This window comes from Leucothrix mucor DSM 2157, assembly GCF_000419525.1.
In the GTDB taxonomy this organism is placed as follows: Bacteria; Pseudomonadota; Gammaproteobacteria; order Thiotrichales; family Thiotrichaceae; genus Leucothrix; species Leucothrix mucor.
The window spans coordinates 2104816-2127590 of sequence record NZ_ATTE01000001.1 but is presented as its reverse complement, the minus strand read 5'-3'; the positions used below and the strand labels follow the sequence as shown (position 1 = coordinate 2127590).

Sequence of the window (22775 nt, the reverse complement as noted above, 5' to 3'; positions counted from 1 at the left end):
ATAGGAAGTTTATTATGAAAGTTTGTTTTTTACCATTCGCGGCTCTTTTGCTATTGCTTAGTGTCGCTGCGACTGCACAAACGTGCGATGAACGTGTCTCTCCTTCAACACCGGATACGCGTTTTTCAGTCTCAGGGGATGAGGTGACTGATTTGCAAACCGGTTTAATCTGGCAGCGTTGCTCGGTGGGACAAAGCTGGGACGGCACGACTTGCTCTGGTAGTGCAACAACACATAATTGGTCAGAAGCACTAGCACTAGCAATGGCTGCAGGCGATTGGCGTTTGCCAAATATAAAAGAACTAATGAGTATTGCTGAGGCAGCTTGTGTTGAGCCAGCAGTTAACTTGACTGTATTTCCTGCGACAGAAAGCCGGATGTATTGGTCGTCTTCGCCGTCTGCTGACAGTAGTAATAGCGCGTGGCACGTCCAGTTCTTCTACGGCTACGATTACATGCAGGGTGAGGACGCCGATGAGTATGTTCGGTTAGTTCGGGGCGGACAGGAGGCCTCAGGACTCGATGACTGAGTCGGTACTCTATTTATGCTTAATCAAACTATAACTGCCGGTATTTGAGATGAAAAGTGATCGGACAGTAACTCATGCAGCGCTGTATTTATTGTTACTTGGTATCATGAGCGGCTGTGGCTCTGATAAAAAAAGCGAGGAGGTCACCAACACCTCCCCTGTTCCTGAGAGCATCACAGTCACGCTAGATGAAGATACCACTACCATGCTAAGACTGACTGCAACGGATCCTCAAGGTGACACGCTTACCTACACGATTACAAGTCAGCCACAGCATGGCACGTTAAGTGCCTTAGTGGATAATGTGACTACGTACACGCCTGATGCGAATTACGCGGGTAGTGATACGTTTACTTTTAAGGCTAGTGACGGTGAATTGGATTCGACGTCAGGCTTAGTAAGTCTTACGATCAGTCCTCAAAATGACCCACCAGTGTCAAGTACCGTTACAGTCAGCACAGCCCATAATGAAGCAGTTGATATTAATCTCATCGCAACCGATGTCGATGGCGATGCACTGACATTCGAGATTGTGCAAGGGCCTGAAAGTGGCACGCTTAGCGCACTCACAAATGGTGTCGTCAGTTACACTCCCGGCACTGTTTATACATCCAGTGATACATTCACATACCTCGCGAATGACGGAACCGTTAACTCGGAGACTGCTCGGGTAACTGTCACGATAGCACCGGTCGTGGCTGCGCCTCAAGAGGCCGGCAGTGTAGTTGATGGTGAGAATATTGTGTTTAGTTGGGCAGCGGTTGAGGGGGCGGCAAATTACACCGTGTGTTACGCAAAACAACCCATTAGCAGTCTATCTGCTTGTCAAACGCTTTATCAGGGACAGCTCGTTCAATCAGTCACGTCAAATTTTATTACGGTTGAATCACCAGATCATGGTATGCCGTATTATTTTAGGGCTGCAGCAGTCAGTGATGACGGGTTAATAGGAGATATGAGTGATGAGGTGGCATCCACACTTAAGATCGCGTTAAACGACACGGGGGTGAGTTATCGAGTCGATGGTGCGGTCGGGCGAGATGTTACTGATGACGATGATAGTGACGGTTACCGGGGATTTAGTTTTACGAAGCTTTCTTCAGAAGGTGTTGCTCTGGCGGCCGATGCAGCGGACTGGGCCTGCGTAAAAGACAATGTAACCGGGTTAACCTGGGAGGTTAAGACTACTGATGGTGGCTTACATGACTCCGGGGATATGTTTACCTGGTACAACACGGAAGCACATAATAATGGCGGTAGTTCGGGTGATACTGGTGCTCTCGATATTTGCTTTGGGTATAGTGCTGATAAGCTTGGCTCGTTCTGTAATACCGATTACTTTATCCGCAGAGTCAATGCCTCAGCGCTTTGTGGTATTAGTGACTGGCGAATGCCTACGGTGGATGAGCTACACACCCTTCGTATTTATGGTAGTGATATGTCAATCGACACCAGCTACTTCCCGAATAGTCAATCCGCATCTTATTGGACAGCCTCTCCAACGTTCGATGCTGATAACGCATGGGTGAGCGTTTCTTCATGGGATGCGAAAGTCACTCCTCATTTTGTTCGGGCAGTGAGTAGTCGATAGATCGCTACTGCTCTATCTAAAGGAGATTAAGTATGCATACACATACATTAAAAGGGCTGGTTGTTCTTTCATTCATTGTTTATCACTCTGTTGTCAGTGCTGATCAGTATTGTAATAAGGCGTCCATTGTAGAGACGGCTCCGACTGCTCGCTTTTCCATTAACGGAGCAATTGCACTAGATCATGCAACGGGGTTTGAATGGACTCGTTGCCCACTAGGACATGTTTTTGATGATAACGGAACACCAGATAACGTTACCGACGATGAGTGTACCCCTCAAGGAGCAACAAGAACGACTTGGCAGAGTGCTAATAGTCGTGTGTCCAGCATCAACTCAACGGGGTTGGCGGGTTATGACGGCACCGTTGTTTATGATTGGCGCATGCCAAATATCAAGGAGCTGGCTACGGTGGTTGAGCGGGCCTGCACGGATCCTGCGAGAAACTTGGAGGTTTTCCCTCTCACTGTTGCTTATCTATCCTGGTCATCTACGCTAACGGCTCCTTATACAGATAGTTATTATGACTCTGCTTATGCCGTGTTCAGGGATGGGAAAGTCGTTGGCTCTCAGGTGTATACAGACCCGTTAGATTATGAATTGAGTGGCACAAATAATGATACAGAGCCTTCAAAATGGAAGCGTGTTTACGCCATTCGGGGAGGTTAGTTTTGAGGGGTGTTTGTATTGGTCTCTTGGGTTTATGACTAAATCTTGATAAATATCAACTTTTATGTCTTATAGTTGTTTTATTCTGGCTCCGTAGCTTTGATAGAATAGTAATCTGAGAAGCTACCTTTACTCATTGGGAGCATCTCATGATAAGTCATTACTCTATTAAGCTACGGCAAGTTTCGTTAATCAGCTTACTTGCCCTTCTTTTAATAAGCGTGATTGGTGCCGCAATGGCTGATACCACGCCTATGAAACCGTCCAATGCACCCTACCAATTATCGGATTTGGATAAGGCCAGTGCAGCACCACTTCAAATCATGACGCCGGCAGTGTCTGCGGTCATGACTGATACTGTGTTATTGAGTGATCCGTTAGCGGTTGCATCTGTCCCTGCAATATCTTCTGAGATCGGGAGTACCGCCGATGAGGTCTCTGAACCTGAGTTACTCAGCAAAACCACACTGAGCCCCGGCGTTAGTATCGACGGATTGGCCTGCAATATTTTGCATACCCCGATTGGAAAACATCGCTGGAGCATTCTTCAATACGATCTGAGCCTGGATACGGATAATCAAACCGCGGTGTTTGTATCCGATGAAGACACGACGATACAGTCCGTTTCTTGCAGTGCCGATGGCAGCCAAGTATTAATGGCGACTCAGGACGGAGTGGGTGGCGATAGCGAGATTTACCTGATTGACCAGACCAATAATGAAATCCTGCGACTGACCGATAATGATACCGACGATCTGGATGTCAGCATGAGTCAGGATGGTCGGGTTATTACCTGGCAAGGCCGTTTGGCTGATGACCGTAAAGCGGTTTTTGTGCGCACTATTGCTGAGGATGGTAGCTATTCAGATATCGCGCTGGGCAGCAAATATCCAATGACGCAGCCTTCTTTAAGTGACAATGGTGAGTGGTTGATTTTGGTCAATGAGCGTAACCGAAAACATGTTTTGCGTTATCAATTGTCCACTGGTGAGTTCACCACTTTAGGAATAGTTTATACTCGGTTGTTTAATATTGATGTTGTCGATCCAAGTATCAGTAATGATGGAACAAAGGCGCTATGGGGAGAAGAGCATTGGTATCAATGGCTAATCCTGACTGATCTGACCAAAAATACCAGCGAGAGGCTTTTCAAGATTTCCCATGCTGATCAGCATGTGCTGGAACATCCGATGTTAAGTGGTGATGGTGAGGCTGCAATATATAGCATTAATGCGCCGAATAAACGGCAGACTTTTATGCGGGTATTGCGTACGGGAAGCACCTATCGGCTAGGAAAAGTGCTTCGTGCAGAAAATCAGTATCTAGGTAATCAGTTGAGCGCAGTTGTAGATATTGAGACGCACAATATAAAGGTTCTTGCAGCGAATGGCGTTGTCAATGTTTTCCCCGAATCTGAAGAAGGTTACAAGGAGGGGGATTCAATTACCCTAACAGCGGTAGCCGACTCTGGTTACGTGTTTGAGTCATGGGAAAGCGTGGGAGGAGAGTGCTCAGGAGAGCAAACTACCTGTTCATTTGTCATGCCGCAAAACAATGTAGAAGTAACTGCAAATTTCAAAGTCTTAGTGAAGGTTAATGCCATCGGAATTGCTGGAGACGACCTTGCTGTTTTAGAAGATGGCACATTAATGTATTGGGGAGAGGGATATGGCGGTTACGGATCACCACTAATTCCACAACCAGATAGCGTGAGTGATATAGTGGCGGTCTCGACCTCTGGTGATCATTTTGTGGCATTGAAATCCGATGGCACAATTGTAGGCTGGGGAGATAATATTGCCGGGCAACTTAATTGGTCAGGAGATTCCCCAATAGAAGGGGTTGTAGCTGTAGCAACAGGCGGCGATACTACGGTGATCTTATTCGCCGATGGTACCGTGAAGGGCTATGGCATAGGAGCCAATAAGATACCTGAAGGCTTGAGTGATGTGGTCGCTGTCGCAGCAGGGTATTGGAGCGGTGTCGCCTTAAAGTCAGATGGAACGGTGAGTCATTGGGGTTATGATTTTATAAAGGTGCCAGAAGACTGGAGTGATATAGCTGCCATATCTACAAATCTTGATAGCTCCATAATGGCACTAAAGAGAGATGGAACTATCGTTTATTCATCACCTACTTATCAGGACCCTGGCCCTGTACCCGCTGAGTTAAATGATGCGGTAGCAATTGCAGGAGCAGGTAACGAGGCAGTTGTTCTTAGAAGTAATGGAACGATTGTAACTTGGTCGGAAGGTATTATAAGTGTGTTGTGGGAAGGTGATGAGGAGATTGTTGCAATGACCCCCTCGCTTGCATTGACATCAGCTGGTCGTGTGATTGGATTAAGAGGAAACTTTGTGCCTCCTGAGTTAGCGCTTGATTGAGTAATGGTTCTGGGCGGCTTGATGATATTAAAATGTATAACCGAGAACTATCTATATCTGAGATTCAGAGATTATATCTGGAGTAATAAGTTCTGCTATTGGTAAAAACCCGTTATTCGGTTCTATTTTGATTGGTTATGTCCTATTATCAAAGCTTGGGAATCTACTTTTAACGATTGTGTTCATGCAGCGTTAAGGGTTACTACGCTAAGGATCAGGGATGCAGCCATTATCAAAGTCCGTCACATTAAAGTATATCGTTATCGGAATAGTAGGAGCTGCCATTGTTGGCAGTCTCCTTTTTATGACGCGAGAGGGGCCGGTACCGGCGCCCACTAACGAAACGGTTCGTAGTGAGTTAATTGAGGAGGCTTTGGCCGATCCCTCTGCTCAAACGGACCAAGCGGATACTAGTGTCGATGCGTTCGATACTTGGTTGCAATCAGCAGCTTCTACAAGTGATCAAGCCAGCCTTGATAAAGGGGTCGAGCTTGCCAAACAGCGGTCTGTAAAGATAAAAGCGCTAATGAAAAGTGATCCTGAGCGCGCATTGCGGCAGTCACTCAGCTTATCTGAGTATGCCAAACTTCCTCCAGAGATCGCGCAATGGGTGGAAAAACCGTTTAGTCGCCAAGTTGACTTAGTCGTTCTACCCAATGAAGGTGAAATCGGCAGCCACAGCGTGGGGCTTGGCGCACCTGGTTTAACGACAGAGATTAAGCTACAAGGCGAATCAACGTATTTAACGTTAAATCGCTATGGAGAGCGCCAGGCAATCACCTCAAAGAAAGGTATCGCAGGGCAGGGTATCTCGCTAGATGGTGAAGCCGTGCTGAGTGACGAGCCATTGCAGGTACTTAGCAGTCGCGATCAGTCTTATGTACTGGATAACTTCCCCTCCGCAGCACAAAACACATCAGTGGATTTTTATACTGGAGAGTCTATCAGTGGCTCGCCAGTCCTCGCACTTGCGGGTGGCAAAGTATTCTATTTTTCAGCGATGGAAAATGTCGACAAGCTTAATCGGGCACTGTTGGAGCTTGAGCAAAAGCTTGGCCCTAATACCGGCTCTCAAATATTGTTTGAAATGGCGGCTAGCACAGAGTCTTCATCGGAAACAGGCTTGCCTCTTAGCGAGCGTTTGGTGTTACAGAACAGAGTGTCGAATGATTGGACGACTAGCCAGAAAAAAGTATTTTTCATCCGCATCGATTTCTCTAATCTGAGTGGCGAGCCAATTAGCAAAGCGTCTCTCAAGCAAGCACTGAATGGCAGCGCCTCGCTCATGCTCAGTAATATGTCTCGCGGTAAAACCAGTCTTCAGGCCGAGGTGAGCGATTCTGTTATTCGGTTACCTAGACAGACGGGCTATTACGTCTCTGCGGGCAGTACAACATTATACGATGAGGCGATCACAGCGTTTGAGGCATCAGGTAGTGGGATTGATCTTGCTGACTACGATATCGTTGGTATTTATTTTGACAAAATCGGTATTGGCTCAGGGTATGCCGGGCTTGCAAGTGTTGGTGGCGATCGGCAGTGGCTGCAAGGCGATTCATCGCCAAGAGTCGTGGTTCATGAGTTTGGTCACAACTACGGTTTACTCCATGCCAATTTTTGGACATTGGATGATGGTGGCGTTGTTGGCGGAAATGGGTTGAGTGAAGAGTATGGTGACTCCTACGACATTATGGGAAGCGGCAGTGCAGAATCGGGGCACTTTCATCCACAGGCTTTAAGTAAGCTTGATTGGTTAAGCACCAGCGAGTGGCAGACCGTGAGCAGCTCCGGTACTTACCGAGTGAGGCGCTTTGATGATAAAGAGGCCACTGGATTACAAGGACTTAAAATAAGCCGTGGTAATGGCGACTTTTATTGGCTAGGGCACCGTGAAAACTATGACAGCAATCCATGGTTGGAAAGCGGAATTTATCTCATCTGGCAACCAGCAGGCTATGAACAAAGCTGGTTGATTGATACCACGCCAAACTCCTTTTCTGATCATGACGAAGATAAACAAGATGCCGGGGTCGTCATCGGCCAGACTTATTCCGACACCAGTGCGGGCGTTCATATCACGCCTATCGCTAAAGGGGGGGCTGTGGGGAGTGAGTGGATTGATGTCCGTGTTCAGCTTGGCAGTTTTACGGGTAATGCCGCACCAACCGTCAGTATTCAGAACGTATCTCAAGCCTATGCTCGTACACCCGCTACCTTTACGGCGGTTGCTAGTGATCCGGATGGTGATGAACTAGCCTATCAATGGGATTTTGGTGATCGTGTTGTGCATTCAAACAGTGCTTCTGTTGAGCAAACTTGGGTGGTTGGGGGAGACTACAACGTTAAAGTCACGGTAAGTGATACCAAGGGCAAGACGGCTACTCATGAGTTGAGTGTGTCGGTGCAAGACCCACTATTGTCTTGGAATCAGCGGGCGAGTGGAATGACATCCAGCGACCTGAGCGCCATTGCGACCGATGGCAATACATTAGTTGCGGTCGGTGACGGAGGCGGTGCTGGTGGGCTTGTTGTTTTACACTCAGATAACGGCAGGGAGTGGGAAAAGGCAGCTACTACCTGGAAGTATAAAAATGGTAGCACTTTCTCCACTTACAACTTCCACTTTGAGTCGTTAATTCACAATGGCACAACATGGTTTGCAGTTGGAAAGGATTATGATTTCAGTCTCAATCAGTGGGTTGGTGTCATTCTAAGTGCTGGTAATGCAAAAGATTGGACCGTTCAATATTATGGTGGATCGCCACTGTACGACATCGCAGCGAATAATAATGTGCTGGTGGCGGTTGGTCATGAAGGCCGAGTATTGAGGTCGACCAACAGTGGGAGCGCTTGGACAAGTTCCACGTTAGGGTCAGCAGACCTTTCCGGTGTTGCCTTCGGTAATAATGAATTCATTATTGTGGGTGTTAATGAAAGCACTCGTTTCTCAGACACCGATGGTGTGCTGTACACCTCAACTAATGGCGCAGCATGGCAAGCAGCCGATAACTCCGGTGACTTATCAACGATTACCGCAATCTCTTACTTAAACGATCGTTTTGTTGGCGCAGGCTTTTACACGGGCATTCAATACCGGGTGAGTGAACAGCAAGGCTTTGTTCTGGCAAGAAGCGTTGACAGTAACTATGGACCAGAAGCCCTTACGTTCGCCAATGGCGTGTATATCGCAATGGGAGGTACTGCTGATAGCTACCTGTCATTGGATGGATACAACTGGACAGCGTTTGATGCCCAGGTACAAACAACACGTAATGCGGTGGTCTATTTTGGAGGCAGCTTCGTTTCGGTGGGTGACCAAGGAAAAATTTACCAATCAAACGCAACATCCACACGCCCTGTAAATGACGACAATGATAATGATGGGATTAGCGATGCAACTGATTTAGATGATGATAACGACGGAATGCCAGATGCTTGGGAAATTCAGTATGGCTTGAACTCGTTAAGCGCGCTGGATGCTCAATTGGATTTGGATGGGGATAACTTGACGAATCTGGAAGAGTACTTGGCTGGAACCGATCCTGACAATGTAGATACTGATGGTGACGGCATTAATGATGACGTTGATAACGGGATCTCGGGGTATGCCTGTAATGTAGTGAGTGATCCTGATAGTAGTGATCGTCGCTGGGGGATTAATCAATACAACTTGGCTGACTTGCCTAATGTCGTCGCTGAACCCGTTTATAGTATGAGTAAAAACCGCACCATCCAATCGGTGTCGTGTGACCCGGCAGGGAGCAATATTTTATTCTCCATGAAGGATTCGGTTCGGGGCGATTACGAGATTTATGAGCTTGAAACGGCAAGCGGATTAGTTACTCAAATCACCGATAACGAGACCGACGATGCGGATGTTACACGCAGCCAAGATGGCCGTACTGTCGTGTGGCAGATGAGATTACCAGATGACCGTCAGGCGCTTGAGCTACGCCAATATCAAGCTGATGGTGAGCTTATAAGTAGCGTCACGCTTGCCAGTGCCAATCCCTTTGTGCAACCGTCGCTAAGCCCGAATGGTAAGTGGCTCACGTTTGTGCAATTACGCCCTAGCTCTTTTGCCGTGATGCGGTATGACGTCTTAAATAGGCAGTACAAGGAAGTGAGAGTAATCGCGCGTCGTAAAAAGCTTTATCATCCAAGTATTACGGACGATGGCAATAAAGTGGGCTGGTCGGAGCGTACCTCTATGCTGCGCTATCGGGTTAAGGACTTGGCTGAGGATATTACAACGGATGTTGTGTACAACGTAAATGGCGTTGAGCATGCGGTGTTATCGGGTGATGGTAAGCAGGTGATTTATAGCGTGAATACGGATAGCCACGCGGAAACGTATCTGACTCATCTGGAAGCGCTGGATACGCAGGTGATTGGAGAGACGTTAATCAATCCTGTGCGTTATTTGTCGAATAATTGGGTTGGAGGCTCTGCTGATTAATGTGTTTTATGTAGAGTAGTTACCGATAAAACAGCACGTAGATTGATTAATGCACGGCAGTGGTGATTCCATTGTCGTGCATTGTTTTTGATGGTCAAAGTGGTGGTATGTGTTTTGTAGATATAATCAAGTATTTTAAGATCTTGTTCAGTTAACGGATTAACATATTTCACAGTGGACCCTGACTGATGCAGTAAAATAAAGCAGCATTTTACCAAAAAATACAGAGTATGATTCTTGCATAAAAAATGATTAATAATCAAGCATTTATGATTCTCTATCAATTAATTAGTTGTTAATAAATAACTAGACTAGCGGATGCCTCTTTTGGTTGGTCTGGTGTATTACTAATGAATTTATATCTTTAAGTCTAAAAAATAGTTTAATTTGCTCAAATGGTTTGTATAGATACCAATTTGTCTTTTTTCATCCTATAATTTGCCTGTATTTCACAGTGAAGGCAATCTCGTAAAAAATTAGTATAACTAGGTGACTTTATGAGTGGACTTTTAAATTATTACAGAGGGTATTTTTGATGGGATCGTTAAAAGCTAGAGTAGCAATTTTTGGAATTCTGAGCGTACTTGGAAGTAATGTTTTTGCAGCAGAAATTGCATTTGACCTGCATGCGCAGCACTTTTCAAAAGCGATTGCTGGCCAATATGAGGGCGCAAGGTATGAGCTGCCTAAAGCTTTTGTGACAACCAATCTGAAGTATGAAGATGGTGCTTACGTCACGAAAAATGAGTCTGGGGTTTTAAATGTTGAAGTAAAAACTCCCATTCCTGATTGGTCTGTTTCTGTTGATGCCTTTTATGTGATGGGAAATTCTCAGTACAAAACAAGAACTATTAAAGTGACCTCAGAAAATGGAGAAAGTGTCTTAGTTTCATTTAAAAATTTAGCAGTTACTTTTAATGGCGTAAAGGTTCATACCCCTAGCGAGCGACAAAGAATGACCGTTGCAATAACGCAAAATTCTAATGAAATAGGGTTGGTCATAAATGGTGTAATCGCAGGAACAGCCACAAGAGCAACATTTGGAAAACTGAAATATGTAGATGTACAAGCTATTTATGAGGATGACAATAGTACTGGTTCTGATTACGATCGTGTTAATAGTTTAATTATAGGCTCTAAGTAAACACTGAATAAAGAGTTTAGTAGCATTTAGATTATCGCTTCAAAATAGGGTTTCCAGTATGTCATTCAAAAATATTATTTTAGGGTCGGCGCTATGTATATTATATGGCGCACCAGTTTTTAGTTTAGACCTTCATACTGACGGGAAACCTATCTATGTGCCCATAGATGTTACTGTGAACCCTATTGATGTTGTGATGGAGCCAATCAATGTTACTGTTACTCCAGTGGATATTACCATTTATTATCCACTACCTGATGGTGATAATGATGGTGTTAATAATGATACGGACAACTGTAAATACCTTGCTAATGCTAACCAATTAGATTTTGACCAAGATGGGCAGGGTGATGCTTGTGATCTTGATGACGATAACGATGGTGTTAGTGACGAAGAGGAAATAACCGAGGGCACTGACCCCAAAGATAAAGATGACTATCCCGGAAGTGTTAGTAACCAAGCACCAATTGTTAGTGCTGGCGAAGATAAAATATTACCTGTAGTAAATACTTCAATAAAGATTACCGGAACGGCAACAGATAGTGATGGTATGGTTGTTAGTTACGAGTGGAGAGAAGGAAACACGGTGTTAGCTAATACGGCTGAGTTTGCCTATACCCCGACGACCGTTGGAAAACATACGTTGGTTTTAACCATCACTGATGATGATGGTGCGATAGTAAGTGATAGTTTGGTGGTTACTGTTAGAGGTTCTAATAGTGTTAACTTACAAGAGGGTTTAGTTGCTTACTACGAGTTTGAAGGTAATGCTAATGATAGTTCTGGTAACGAAAACGATGGTGTAGAGAGTGGCTCAGTTACTTATGCTAACGGTATTACTGGAAAGGCGGGGAGCTTTGATGGTGCTAGTAAAATATCAGTTGATTCATTTAAAAACACAAACTGGGGAGAAAATTTCTCAGTGTCGGTTTGGTTTAAGAGAACGGGACAGTTTCAAACTTATCAGGGTATCGTAAATAATGGGTATTATACCAGCGGCAGTTGGGAAATCCGAATGGGTGATGAGCAGAATGGAGAGCAATTAGGGGGAGGCGTTAGTACCTTAGCAAGTCCTAAAACTTGGGATTACATTGGATATGAGGGGACTGCAAATACATGGCACAACGTGACGATGTCCTACGATGGCACTACTTTATTATTTTTTGTTGATGGTGTTTCACAAGTTAAGAGAGACTCAGTAATAAATGATCTAGGTAGTTTAATCATTAAAAACACGCCTGTTACCATAGGCCAAGCAGGTCCTGGTAACGGTCAGATTGAGTTTTTTTATGGGCTAATTGATGAAGTAAGGATCTATGATCGAACTTTAAATGAGGGAGAAATCCAAGCACTTTACAAATTAGGGGAAGAAGAAGCAACGTTTAAGAAAGTGATTACAGGCACTATTAGTAATGATACTGGTGAGGCGGTTCCAAGCATCAATGTAAAGTTTGAGTACCTAGTGGATGGCGAAGAACAGAGTGCAACCGCTGTTACTGATACTTCTGGAAATTACGAAATTAAGGTTGATAAGTCTTATTTCGACGACGCTTCAGCTACGACGTACTTAATCTATGCTTTTCAGGAAGGTTACCATCCCGCAACGGAAACACTGCAGATTAGCTCTGAAGATAGTTACCAGGTGGACTTTGTGATTAATCCCATTAAGGCCAATGAGGTAGTGTTAGAGATTGAGCCTAAGGTTCATCACTTGGGGGACGACGGTTACAGTGGTAGTGCTAACTCTCAATTTCAAAAGGTAACGGAAGGAACTCAATTTAGTAAGTCGTTTGATGTGAGTGCCCTTCAATACAATGGTTATGAAAAAGCAAGTCTAAGTTTTAAAGCGAAAGGTATCCAAACCGGCGGTATGCTATCGGTGAATAGTAGTTCCTTTAAGCTTGATGCGTCTCCCTCCGATGGTAGTTATAAAACTTATACTATCGCACTGGAAAAAAGCGGCTATCAATTAGGTAGTAATGATTTAGCAGTGATTAGCCAAATGTCCGGCTTTCTTGATTATGATGATTTTGAGTTTGCAAATATTGTGCTAACGCTTAGTGGCCTAGTTGTAACCGATAATGATGGTGATGGTATTGAGAACAATGCAGATACCGACGATGACAATGACGGCATGCCTGATGCATGGGAGATCGCTAACGGTTTAGACCCGCTAGATGAGAGTGATGCAGCTGCTGATGCAGACGGCGATAACCTAACTAACCTTGATGAGTATCGAGCCAATACTAACCCTCAGTTACAAGACACTGATGGCGATGGCATTATCGACAACCAAGATACTGTCTTCAACAAAGGGCTTTGGGGCTATGCCTGCAACGTAGTCAATGACCCGAACAGCAGCACACGCCGCTGGGGCATTAACCAATACAACCTGGCTGACCTCCCTAACGCAACCGGTACGCCGGTTTACAGCATGAGTAAGAACCGCACCATCCAGTCAGTGGCTTGTGCGCCGTCAGGTGAGAGTGTTCTGTTCTCTATGAAGGATGCCGTTCGAGGCGATTACGAAATCTATGAGCTGGAAACCGCGAGTGGCTTTGTCACTCAAATCACCGATAACGATACCGATGACGCCGATGTCACTCGCAGTCGCGATGGCCGTACTGTCGCCTGGCAGGTGCGGCTAGCTGATGGCCGTCAAGCCGTTGAACTTCGGCAGTATCAGGATAATGGCGAGTTCACCAGTGCGATACTGGCCAGTGCCAATCCGTTTGTACAGCCTTCACTAAGCCCCAATGGCGAGTGGCTCACCTTTGTGCAGTTGCGCCCCAGTTCTTTTGCCGTAATGCGTTACGACATTGTGAATGGCAAGTACAAAGAAGTGCGGGTGATTGCGCGTCGTAAAAAGCTTTATCACCCAAGCATTACTGACGATGGGAATAAGATCGGTTGGTCAGAGCGCACCTCAATGCTGCGCTACCGCGTTAAAGATCTAGCAGAAGATACGACAACCGATGTGGTTTATAACGTCAATGGTGTGGAACATGCCGTGCTCTCTGGTGACGGTAAGCATGTGATCTATAGTGTTAATACCGCAGGTCATGCAGAAACGTATCTGACGGCTCTGGAAACCCTCGAGACCACGGTGATTGGTGAGACCTTAAACAGTCCCGTGCGTTACCTTTCAAATAACTGGCTGGGCAGTTTGGGTAGTAATGGCTTTGCGCTGAACCAAGTATCCGGAAGATACCTTCGCAGTGTTAAGCAATCCATGACCCTATGGTTGAAAAATAACGGCAGTGGTGTGCGCTACCCCTTAGGCAGTGATGATGCGGTTGCGTTTAATTGGCAATTAGCTAACGGCATATTGACCTTAACAGAGCAAGGTGGCGCCTCGGTCAGCGTGATCCGACTACTCGCCGCAACGGGGAATCAGTTCACGGTATCGATGATTTCACCGGATGGGCAGGGTGGGGTGGTTCGCCAGATTGATACCTTGTATCAAGAGTAGCTTTAGCAGAGCGGTAGCGACTGTTATCCGCTCAATTTAGTACCCAATAAAAGACATTAGTCGATATCGGATGAATTTCTGATATATGATTGGTGTCTTTTTTATTGGAGTAGCTTATGTACTTTAAGATCAAAACTATAGCAGTACTTAAGGAAGTCTACTTACTAACGATGCTTTTCTTGATATCTGGCTTAGTAGCCGGCTGTGTTAGCGATTCATCCGAGGAAGAAACTGAGCTACTCCAAAAAACAACCACCGTCCAATTCGAAGAGCGCACGTTGACAGTCGCATTTGCGCCTTCTCTGGGTATTAATACTTCATCTCCTCAGCCCGAGGCTGGTTATCGTGAGAGTGCTGACTCTGAGTTAGAGGAAACATCTTCTGTAGGCTTGGCGATCCCATTTGTGGATATCTTCCGAATCGCCAGACCGTTCAAAGAACTCTCTATTGGCATCACGACCGATCAGTCAGGTTGGGTGACGAGTATTGAGGAGGGGGGAAATGCAAGAACCAAGCTTCTGGTTGGGCTTGTACCCGAAGGTTCCATTCCCTATGGTGATTACACTGTGCTCTATGAGGGGCAAGGTGAGATTGGTTTTAGTAGCAATGTCATCGCAAGCCCCTTGCCGGTTTCCCTTAAAAATGAAGGGTTTCAAGGTAGGATAATCAAAATTGAGGCTGGTGTTTCCGAAGTGACTCTACAGGTTGCCGGTATCGAAGAAGGTAAAGGGAATTACATTAAGGATATTCGCGTGATTATGCCTGGTGGAACCTGTGAAGGCATTAACCACCTTTGGGTTGCCGATGAATCTTCTTGCAGTGATAGTCAGCCGTTTACATCATTTGTCGACCGATTGAAGAACGATCGGGAGGCGATTATCTTCAACCCGGACTATCTGAATTTTCTGAAAGACTTTAATACAGTGCGAATGATGAACCTCATGGAAGCAAGCCCCGGACAGTCTACTTGCCAGGATAATCTGAGGCAGTTGATTGAGTCATGCATCACTCATGTTGATACTTGGGATGAGCGGGCGTTACTGGGTGATGCCGTTTGGGGTGGGTCAGATCTTACTTCGTTATCGACTAAGAGTGGCGTATACAACCGAGTGTCCAGAAAGGGGGTGCCGGTTGAGGTGGCGGTTGAATTGGCGAATCAGGCTAACGTGAATCCATGGTTCAACATGCCGCATGCTGCGGATGATAATTATATTCGTTTGTTTGCAAAATATGTCAGAGAGCATCTGAATAGCCATTTGCGTGTATACATTGAGTACTCCAATGAGGTTTGGAACTTCAGGTTTATTGGACATTTCTATGCGGAGTTGAAAGGGAATGAGCTGGGCTTCGATACAGTACCTGATGAATTTATAAATTATACAGCTCGCGGGGCAGATTATTTTTCGAGGCTTAGATATTACTCCAAGCGGTCGGTTGAAATTTTCGACCTATGGGAAGCTGCATTTTCTGGTAAGGAGCGTCTGATTCGAGTGATGGGAACTCAAATTGGAGACAAGGTATTTTCAGAAAAAATTCTGGAGTTTGAGAATGCTGTAGGCCGCTCTAAGGTGGATGCGCTTGCGATAGCACCGTATTTTTCAGGCTGCGTGAATCGCTCGAGTGACTTATGTGCTGGCGCACCTAAGGTAACAACAGAGGCTGAAACGGTTGATGACTTGTTTGAAGTGATTGATTGGGAGTCATCAACAGATGGGCTGAGCGGCACGATCAGAAAAATAAAAGCTCAGGCTCAAATCGCGAGTGATTATAACGTGCAACTCCTAGCCTATGAGGGAGGGCAGCATTTCACTTCAAACGACGGGGATTTAAGAGAGTTAATCAAAGCCGCTAATAATGACCCCAGAATGAAGCAGCGTTATTTGGATTTGTTAAACGCTTGGCAATCAGAGACAAAGCATGTCACGACACTGTTTATGTTGTACTCGATGCCACAACTGCCTTATTACTTCGGTAATTGGGGCGTAAAAGAATATTTAAGTCAGCCTCGTTCAGAAGCACCAAAATACGATGCAGCGATGACGTTTCAGGAGTCCATGTTAGGGCCGTGGTGGGATGACACGATTCCGGTCGATAGCGATGGCGATGGTGTTTATGATCGTGATGATGAATTCCCGGATGATCGCTCTGAGTGGTCAGATACTGATTTGGATGGCGTTGGCAATAATTCAGATACCGACGATGATAACGATGGCATGCCGGATGCCTGGGAGTTGGAGTATGGTTTAGACCCACTGGATGCGTCTGATGCGACTACGGATGCTGATGATGATAATGTGATTAATCTCAATGAGTACTTAGCACAGACAAACCCTGAGCTTCAGGACTCTGACGGTGACGGCATTACTGATGATCTTGATGAGGTGAACGGTAGCGGACTTTGGGGTTACGCCTGCAATGTGGTGAATGACCCGAACAGCGATACGCGACGTTGGGGAATTAACCAATATGATTTAGCGGGCCTGCCAAATGCGGTGACTGAGTCCGTTTATAGTATGGGTAAAAATCGTACCATCCAATCGGTAGCTTGTGATCCGGCTGGTGAGAATATTTTATTCTCCATGAAAGATTCAGTTCAAGGTGATTACGAGATCTATGAACTGGAAGTGACCAGCGGGCTTGTCACTCAAATCACGGATAATGATACCGATGATGTCGATGTGACTCGTAGCCGTGATGGCCTTACGGTCGCTTGGCAGAAGAGGTTGCCGGATGACCGTCAGGCGCTTGAGTTGCGTCAGTATCAAGAGAATGGTGAGTTCACTGGTACTACTCTGGCTAGTGCTAACCCCTTTGTGCAGCCATCATTAAGCCCCAATGGTGAGTGGCTTACATTTGTGCAATTGCGCCCCAGTTCCTTTGCTGTGATGCGTTATGATATTTTGAATACGACGTACACAGAAGTAAGAGTGATCGCGCGTCGTAAAAAGCTCTACCACCCAAGTATTACGGATGATGGTAATAAAGTGGGTTGGTCTGAGCGGACCTCAATGCTTCGTTACCGGGTAAAGGACTTGACGGAGGACATCACGACTGATGTGATCTATGAGGTTAATGGTGTTGAACACGCAGTGCTTTCTGGGGATGGTAGGCACGTAATTTACAGTGTTAATACCTCCGGTCATGCACAGACGTATCTGATGGAAATAGACACGTTGGATACTACCATCATCGGTGAAACCTTAACGAACCCAATACGTTATCTGTCGAATAACTGGTTAGGTAGCTTGCGAAGTAGTGGCTTTGAGCTTAATCAAGTGACGGGGAGGCACCTTCGAAGCCTTGATCAATCCATGACTTTCTGGTTTAGAAATAACGGGAGTGGTGTGCGCTATACTTCGGGTGCTGATGAAGTAGCTTTTATCTGGGAGTTGGATGATGGTGTAGTGACTATAAGCGAGCCGGGTGCTAAATCGGCTTGGGTGATCCACTTATTGGCTGCAACCGGAGGACAGTATTCAGTATCCATCATTTCACCGGATGGAAGCGGTGGCGTTGCCCGGCAGATGGATACTCTTTATCGAGAGGAAGTTACAGTCTCCCAACACTAGCTTCTCGGTTTTCTTTTTTTGCGGATTTTGAATTTCCCAAACGGAGGCGATGGCTTTTTTGGCCACCAAGAATTTGCCATTGCTTCTGCTTTATATTGAAACCACAGATCAGCAATTTCGGATCTTTTATGTTCCTCTGGAATTCCTGTAAACCATGCAGGCTTCCAAGGTTGTGATGCCATGTGGGTGTAATGTAAATGCCAAATTTCATCAACCGTGTAATCATCTCCATCGAGACTATTCCAACGTGGATCCAGAGCCTGGATGCAGTCAGCTTCCTTAAGTTTCAGGTGCACATTTCGAAAGTTACTATTCAGTCTACGCAGTTGCTTTAAGGGAGGGATGATGTCTTGAAGCTTTTCGCAGTCCATTAGCATGACGCAGAACTCATAATCCCAGCGAAAGCCCGTTCTAGCCATTATCGCTTTGTTGTTGTCAAACTCAAGAGATATTAAATCATTGATATCATGCAGGTTGACCATATCCACATCCATGTAAATGGCTTTACCTTTGAAATCACAGGCTTCAGGAATCGCCCAGCGAAAGCCGGTAAACGGAGTCGCCCATTTACGTGTATTCCACCCTCTCCAGCCGCAATGCCAGATCGAACGCGGATCTCTTGATTGGCGCATCCATGTGATATCGAGCGGTTTACTAGTGTGCTTCCTTAAGGAGTATTCCAACACCATTTCTGCTTCAGCATCTTCTCCGTTTGGTGAAGTGGCGACAAATATTCTGATGGGTTCCTGAGCGATTGAGGACATAGAGGTATCTACTTCATAAACTGGTTAATGAATTTCAAATAATCTTGTGCGATTTGCTGAAGAGATGTCCTAACATAGACATCTTCCATTATAGCAGTGGCTTCATGCCATTCTTTGTCTTGGTAGGTCAGCTGCATTTTATCTATAACCGATAGAATATCATTTTCAGTCATTCCGGAAATGTAATATGGGTAGTCTTTTGTGAGCAACTCTTGCTCATGATCCTTTTTTGCAATCACAGGAGATTGAGCAAAAGCCGCTGTCGCTATTTTTGTTAGAGGTTCATATTGATAATAATCCTCATCTGGCTTGACGATGTAATGAGCATTATATTGATCAAACACCCCAGACTTCATATCGTTGAATGAACGAAGGTCATGAAAGTCGATTCCTGATAGCTTCTCTGCGAGATGGGCTTTTCTGGGTAGCCCGAAATAAGCCGATTTTACCTGAGCGAAACTAGGCTTTGGCCTGCGAATAAAACGGCTATCCCAGTGATGATAAATAGTTTGACACAAATTAGGATGCTTAAAATAGTGCTGATAAGCCTTTCGTGTTTTATCACTGCAAAAAATAGCTGCGTCCACCTCCTTTAATAAGTTTTTGGTTGTACTTCCGGTAATTTTCTGAAAAATCGTCGCCGGTTGATCCAGTAAATGTATGGTATCCAGAATATCCAGCACCAAAATATTACCACGGCCTGTTAATCGACGAAGCTTGGTGTAGTTACGGAGTTTTACTAAAATTAAGAGTGAGTTTTTTACTTGGTCGCAGGCTGACAGTGGTTTTACTTCGAGTGATATGTGTTGTTTCAACTCCTGAACTACCTGAAATGCACGCAGCTGAACCGAACCAAGGTTAGCCATTTTATCTTCGTATGTGATTATTATTTTCAATATGTTGATGACTCTTACCAATACACTTTTAGAGGTGGTTGGGAATTGAATTTGTTTAAGTGGCCTGCTATGGCTGCTTATTAGCGATAAAAAGAAAACAAAATTAGCCTAAGGATAAGCCATATGTTACATTTATTTAACCTTATTAACTAGCTTCTTACATTATATGAATAAAATCCTTTTAGGCTCAACAATACTTGGCCTCATGCTCGCAAGCTCTCTAGCCATTGCAGACTTTCCTGAGGCAGCATTTGGCGACAAGAGTTTAGAAAATGTGAAAATGAAGGTGCTTCCACCCTCAAGCATTGAAGAAGCTCCTGAGTATGCTGAGACTACTAATGGAACGGAGGCTGACACTGTTATACCTAACTCTCCGGTGTTATTAAGTAAGGAATACGCTGGAGCTAAAGTTTGGGGCAAAGTCTGCAATATCGTTCATACACCAAACGGGAGCCTGAAGTGGTCAATCAATCAGTATGACTTGGCTACGGATACAGTAGAAACGCTGTTTGGAGTAAGTAACAACCGAAAGATTCAGTCAGTTGCGTGTAGCCCCAGCGGTTTTGGTATTGTATTTTCAATGAAAGAATCTCTGCGAGGAGACTATGAAATCTACATACTCAATCCTGGAGAGGATGAGTCGATTTACCAAGTCACCAATAACAATACCGATGATGTGGATGTCACCGCCGACAGGAATGGTAGCATCATTGCTTGGCAGCAACGCTTAGCCGATGGTCGTCAGGCCATCTTAATGGGTATTGAAAACCCAGATGGTGGTTTGCCGATAACACGATCTTTAGCAAGTGCCAGCCCCTTCGTTCAGCCTAGCCTGAGTGCTAATGGCAAATGGATGGTCTTTGTGCAACTCCGCCCAAGCTACTTTGCCGTAATGCGCTACGATATTGAAAACAAAAAATATAAAGAAATTCGTAAAATTGCTCGAAGAAAACGCCTATTTCACCCAAGCATCTCGGATGACGGCAATATAATCGGTTGGTCGGAAAATCGAAACCAAAACCGCTACATGGTGAAAAACGTTTCGGAAAATACGCTTACTCAGGTTTTGAACAATCCGAATGGAGTTGAGCATGCCACAATCGCTTCTACCGGTGACTTGGTTACTTACAGTATTAACGCAGATTCAAAGCGGCAAACACTTCTCACCCACCTTGATACTCTGGAGACCACTCGAGTCGGTGATATTCAATACGATCCAAACCGTTATCTTGGAACTAGCTGGCTAGGCAATTCCTTACAGGATTTAACGATCGATGAAATTAACTCGCAAGTCTTTGTCTCAACTGATGTGCCATTCGTGCTCAGTTTTGCAAGCGACGGAACAGGTACCGAGTTTAGTGCGGGTGACGGTGAGTTTAGTGATGCTCCCGACCCATATACTGATGATTATACGTGGCAGATAACGGATGGAAAATTATTGATTAGTTATCCGCCAGGATCACAGAGTGATTCAGGTGTTGTTAGTCTTGTTAGTATCAGTGGTAATCAGTATACATTGGTCGCCGAGGAATCCGATGGTGAAGGTGGTGTCGGTGAGCTGCTAAAGGCGTTACCGTTTAAAGTGGCGGACCTGGATGGGCTAATTATCCGTGATTCCTCGGTTACAGCCGATATCTGTAGGGGAACCATAAAAATCACCGGCTCTACAGCGGTTAGAAAAGAGCTATGCAAGCAGGAAGATGGTAGTGAGAAAAAATACGAAACCCAGATGACGCTTGCGCAAGTCCCCTCGCTTGAAAATATTATCGAGTTTTCATTTACTGATGAAGATGGCCAACAATCCTCCGTTTATTTTATCTTGATTGAAGGGGAGGTCACTAGCCAGATGAAGTTTGCAAGGATCTTCGGTCCATCAGACACACCAATTAGAGGTGTAGATATTTTTGGCTACGAAGTAACTGATGAAGAGCTCTGAACTTTAATAGATTGCTAAAGTTTTTTCATTTTCATGTGCCTATCCTTAACGGAGTTTAGTGATAGGCAGTTGCACAAAATTAGTTATAGGCTAGTTTGGAGGAAAGACAACACAATGAGCTACCTGCAACTTGCCTAAGTTTGGCTTTCCAGCACTCTTGTGACCTCTATTCTGCTTACCCTATGATGGCCTAGGCTCATCGTCACTTCCATTCCAACCCTAAAATTCATAACGGCGAATTATGGCTTAATCTATGGGTATGGAAGTCATATGAACCGATTGACAGGATGTCCCTATCAAAATCATGGAGGTTAAATGGAAAATATAAGCACGATGCTGGAAAAAATGCGTGGTTTGAAATCAGCAACGATGTCTGCACACGAGTCGCGAGACATTTATTTCAAAACATTATTTGCTGATCCATACGGATTAAAAAACAAGAAGTACGACTGGGCAGGGGAGAATACCTTTATCTATTTTGCCTTGGCGGTTTACCTCACCGGTATCGGCATTCTTCTGGCGCTTGAGATAAAGGGAGTCATTCCCGAGATTGATCCAATTATTTATTATGCCTTTATCTTTGCCGTGTTTATTGAGCTATTAGGTAAAGTTATTTTCTCGTGGTGTATCCATCGCTTTAAAATAAAAATTAACTATGTGAGAAAGCTCGCGCTGAGGCCATGGCGTAAACTCAAAATCTATGTCATTACGTTGTTTTTTGTAGTCGGCGGAAAAGATGCCGTGCATATCATTTGCATGCTGTTCTTCTTAGACCAACTCAAAACCATTGTGACGGAGTGGAATGTGGTGCGCCGTAAATTCCCAATTTTGGCTTACGCCTTTGTTGCCTGGGACCGCATAGAGGACCGGCCTTATACGCTGCGCTACGACATGATGGAGGATATTCTTCGATTCATAGTGTATCTGCCTTTTATCGTTTTATTTGGTAAAGCGTCAATCATCATTATGATTCCGAACCTGATTAATGAATTTGGTGATGGCTTGGCCGAGCCTGTCGGTATTCGTTTTGGACGGCATAAATACCGCACGCGTTCTTTGTGGTACGACGGTAAGTTTTGGAGTGGTGATTTCCAGCGAAGTCTTGAAGGCAGCGCGATGGTGTATATCATTTCGATTGTTGTATTGCTGATGTATCACGATTTGTTTACCAGTACACAGCTGCTGGTTTCATTGATCTTCCTGCCGATTATTATGACGGTTGCCGAAGCATTCAGCCCACATACCAATGATGGACCGATGTTGGCATTAATGGGGTGCTCTTTCCTCTGGTTAATCATGAATTTTGTGTGATTTGAGGTTTGGCAGGCTGTAATTTCGGCTTTATAAGGGCACTTTGCTCAA

The 22775-nt window shown here is 45.0% G+C and carries 12 protein-coding genes; 10 read left to right on the top strand and 2 right to left on the bottom strand.

The genetic code is table 11. From position 1 onward, the window contains the following. Positions 1–14: 14 nt before the first annotated feature. The 8 genes from LEUMU_RS0109435 (at position 15) to LEUMU_RS0109400 (ending at position 17817) form a co-directional block, all read left to right on the top strand. A complete protein-coding gene (locus LEUMU_RS0109435) occupies positions 15–530 on the top strand; it encodes an Lcl C-terminal domain-containing protein (RefSeq protein ID WP_022952042.1) in 516 nt (171 codons plus the stop codon). Between the two features lie 49 nt (positions 531–579). Beyond that, positions 580–2121, top strand: a complete 1542-nt coding sequence (locus tag LEUMU_RS27885) for an Lcl C-terminal domain-containing protein (RefSeq protein ID WP_022952041.1) — start codon at positions 580–582, stop codon at positions 2119–2121. A 32-nt stretch (positions 2122–2153) separates the two neighbouring features. Continuing rightward, the gene (locus LEUMU_RS0109425) at positions 2154–2789 is read left to right on the top strand and encodes an Lcl C-terminal domain-containing protein (protein WP_022952040.1); all 636 of its coding nucleotides are present in this window, start codon (positions 2154–2156) and stop codon (positions 2787–2789) included. A gap of 149 nt (positions 2790–2938) precedes the next feature. Continuing rightward, positions 2939–5173 carry an InlB B-repeat-containing protein gene (locus LEUMU_RS0109420; protein WP_022952039.1) on the top strand — a complete coding sequence of 745 codons (2235 nt, stop codon included), beginning with the start codon at positions 2939–2941 and terminating at the stop codon, positions 5171–5173. A 220-nt stretch (positions 5174–5393) separates the two neighbouring features. Then, positions 5394–9632, top strand: a complete 4239-nt coding sequence (locus tag LEUMU_RS0109415) for a PKD domain-containing protein (protein ID WP_022952038.1) — start codon at positions 5394–5396, stop codon at positions 9630–9632. A 535-nt stretch (positions 9633–10167) separates the two neighbouring features. Next, positions 10168–10776 (top strand): hypothetical protein, encoded by a 609-nt coding sequence (locus tag LEUMU_RS0109410; RefSeq protein ID WP_022952037.1) that lies wholly within the window; start codon positions 10168–10170, stop codon positions 10774–10776. Positions 10777–10951: 175 nt separating this feature from the next. Then, positions 10952–14248: a LamG-like jellyroll fold domain-containing protein gene (locus LEUMU_RS0109405; protein WP_157474300.1), complete on the top strand. Its 3297-nt coding sequence runs from the start codon at positions 10952–10954 to the stop codon at positions 14246–14248. A 116-nt stretch (positions 14249–14364) separates the two neighbouring features. After that, complete coding sequence (locus LEUMU_RS0109400; RefSeq protein ID WP_022952035.1) at positions 14365–17817, top strand: TolB family protein; 3453 nt, start codon at positions 14365–14367, stop codon at positions 17815–17817. Here the strand turns inward: LEUMU_RS0109400 and LEUMU_RS25385 are convergent. Continuing rightward, positions 17814–18581: a glycosyltransferase family protein gene (locus tag LEUMU_RS25385; protein ID WP_022952034.1), complete on the bottom strand. Its 768-nt coding sequence runs from the start codon at positions 18579–18581 to the stop codon at positions 17814–17816. The genes LEUMU_RS0109400 and LEUMU_RS25385 overlap by 4 nt on opposite strands. Positions 18582–18589: 8 nt before the next feature. After that, the gene (locus LEUMU_RS0109390; RefSeq protein WP_022952033.1) at positions 18590–19447 is read right to left on the bottom strand and encodes a hypothetical protein; all 858 of its coding nucleotides are present in this window, start codon (positions 19445–19447) and stop codon (positions 18590–18592) included. A 196-nt stretch (positions 19448–19643) separates the two neighbouring features. Here LEUMU_RS0109390 and LEUMU_RS0109385 point away from each other — a divergent pair, with 196 nt between their 5' ends. Further along, the gene (locus LEUMU_RS0109385; protein WP_157474298.1) at positions 19644–21413 is read left to right on the top strand and encodes a TolB family protein; all 1770 of its coding nucleotides are present in this window, start codon (positions 19644–19646) and stop codon (positions 21411–21413) included. Positions 21414–21728: 315 nt separating this feature from the next. Next, positions 21729–22724 (top strand): hypothetical protein, encoded by a 996-nt coding sequence (locus LEUMU_RS0109380; RefSeq protein ID WP_022952031.1) that lies wholly within the window; start codon positions 21729–21731, stop codon positions 22722–22724. Positions 22725–22775 lie beyond the last annotated feature (51 nt).

What these genes read in the sequence shown, in the direction of transcription:
- LEUMU_RS0109385 (WP_157474298.1), top strand. Translation starts at nt 19,644, where the DNA reads ATGAATAAAATCCTTTTAGGCTCAACAATACTTGGCCTCATGCTCGCA.
- LEUMU_RS0109415 (WP_022952038.1), top strand. Translation starts at nt 5,394, where the DNA reads ATGCAGCCATTATCAAAGTCCGTCACATTAAAGTATATCGTTATCGGA.
- LEUMU_RS0109420 (WP_022952039.1), top strand. Translation starts at nt 2,939, where the DNA reads ATGATAAGTCATTACTCTATTAAGCTACGGCAAGTTTCGTTAATCAGC.
- LEUMU_RS0109400 (WP_022952035.1), top strand. Translation starts at nt 14,365, where the DNA reads ATGTACTTTAAGATCAAAACTATAGCAGTACTTAAGGAAGTCTACTTA.
- LEUMU_RS0109390 (WP_022952033.1), bottom strand. Translation starts at nt 19,447, where the DNA reads ATGGCTAACCTTGGTTCGGTTCAGCTGCGTGCATTTCAGGTAGTTCAG.
- LEUMU_RS27885 (WP_022952041.1), top strand. Translation starts at nt 580, where the DNA reads ATGAAAAGTGATCGGACAGTAACTCATGCAGCGCTGTATTTATTGTTA.
- LEUMU_RS25385 (WP_022952034.1), bottom strand. Translation starts at nt 18,581, where the DNA reads ATGTCCTCAATCGCTCAGGAACCCATCAGAATATTTGTCGCCACTTCA.
- LEUMU_RS0109425 (WP_022952040.1), top strand. Translation starts at nt 2,154, where the DNA reads ATGCATACACATACATTAAAAGGGCTGGTTGTTCTTTCATTCATTGTT.
- LEUMU_RS0109380 (WP_022952031.1), top strand. Translation starts at nt 21,729, where the DNA reads ATGGAAAATATAAGCACGATGCTGGAAAAAATGCGTGGTTTGAAATCA.
- LEUMU_RS0109435 (WP_022952042.1), top strand. Translation starts at nt 15, where the DNA reads ATGAAAGTTTGTTTTTTACCATTCGCGGCTCTTTTGCTATTGCTTAGT.
- LEUMU_RS0109410 (WP_022952037.1), top strand. Translation starts at nt 10,168, where the DNA reads ATGGGATCGTTAAAAGCTAGAGTAGCAATTTTTGGAATTCTGAGCGTA.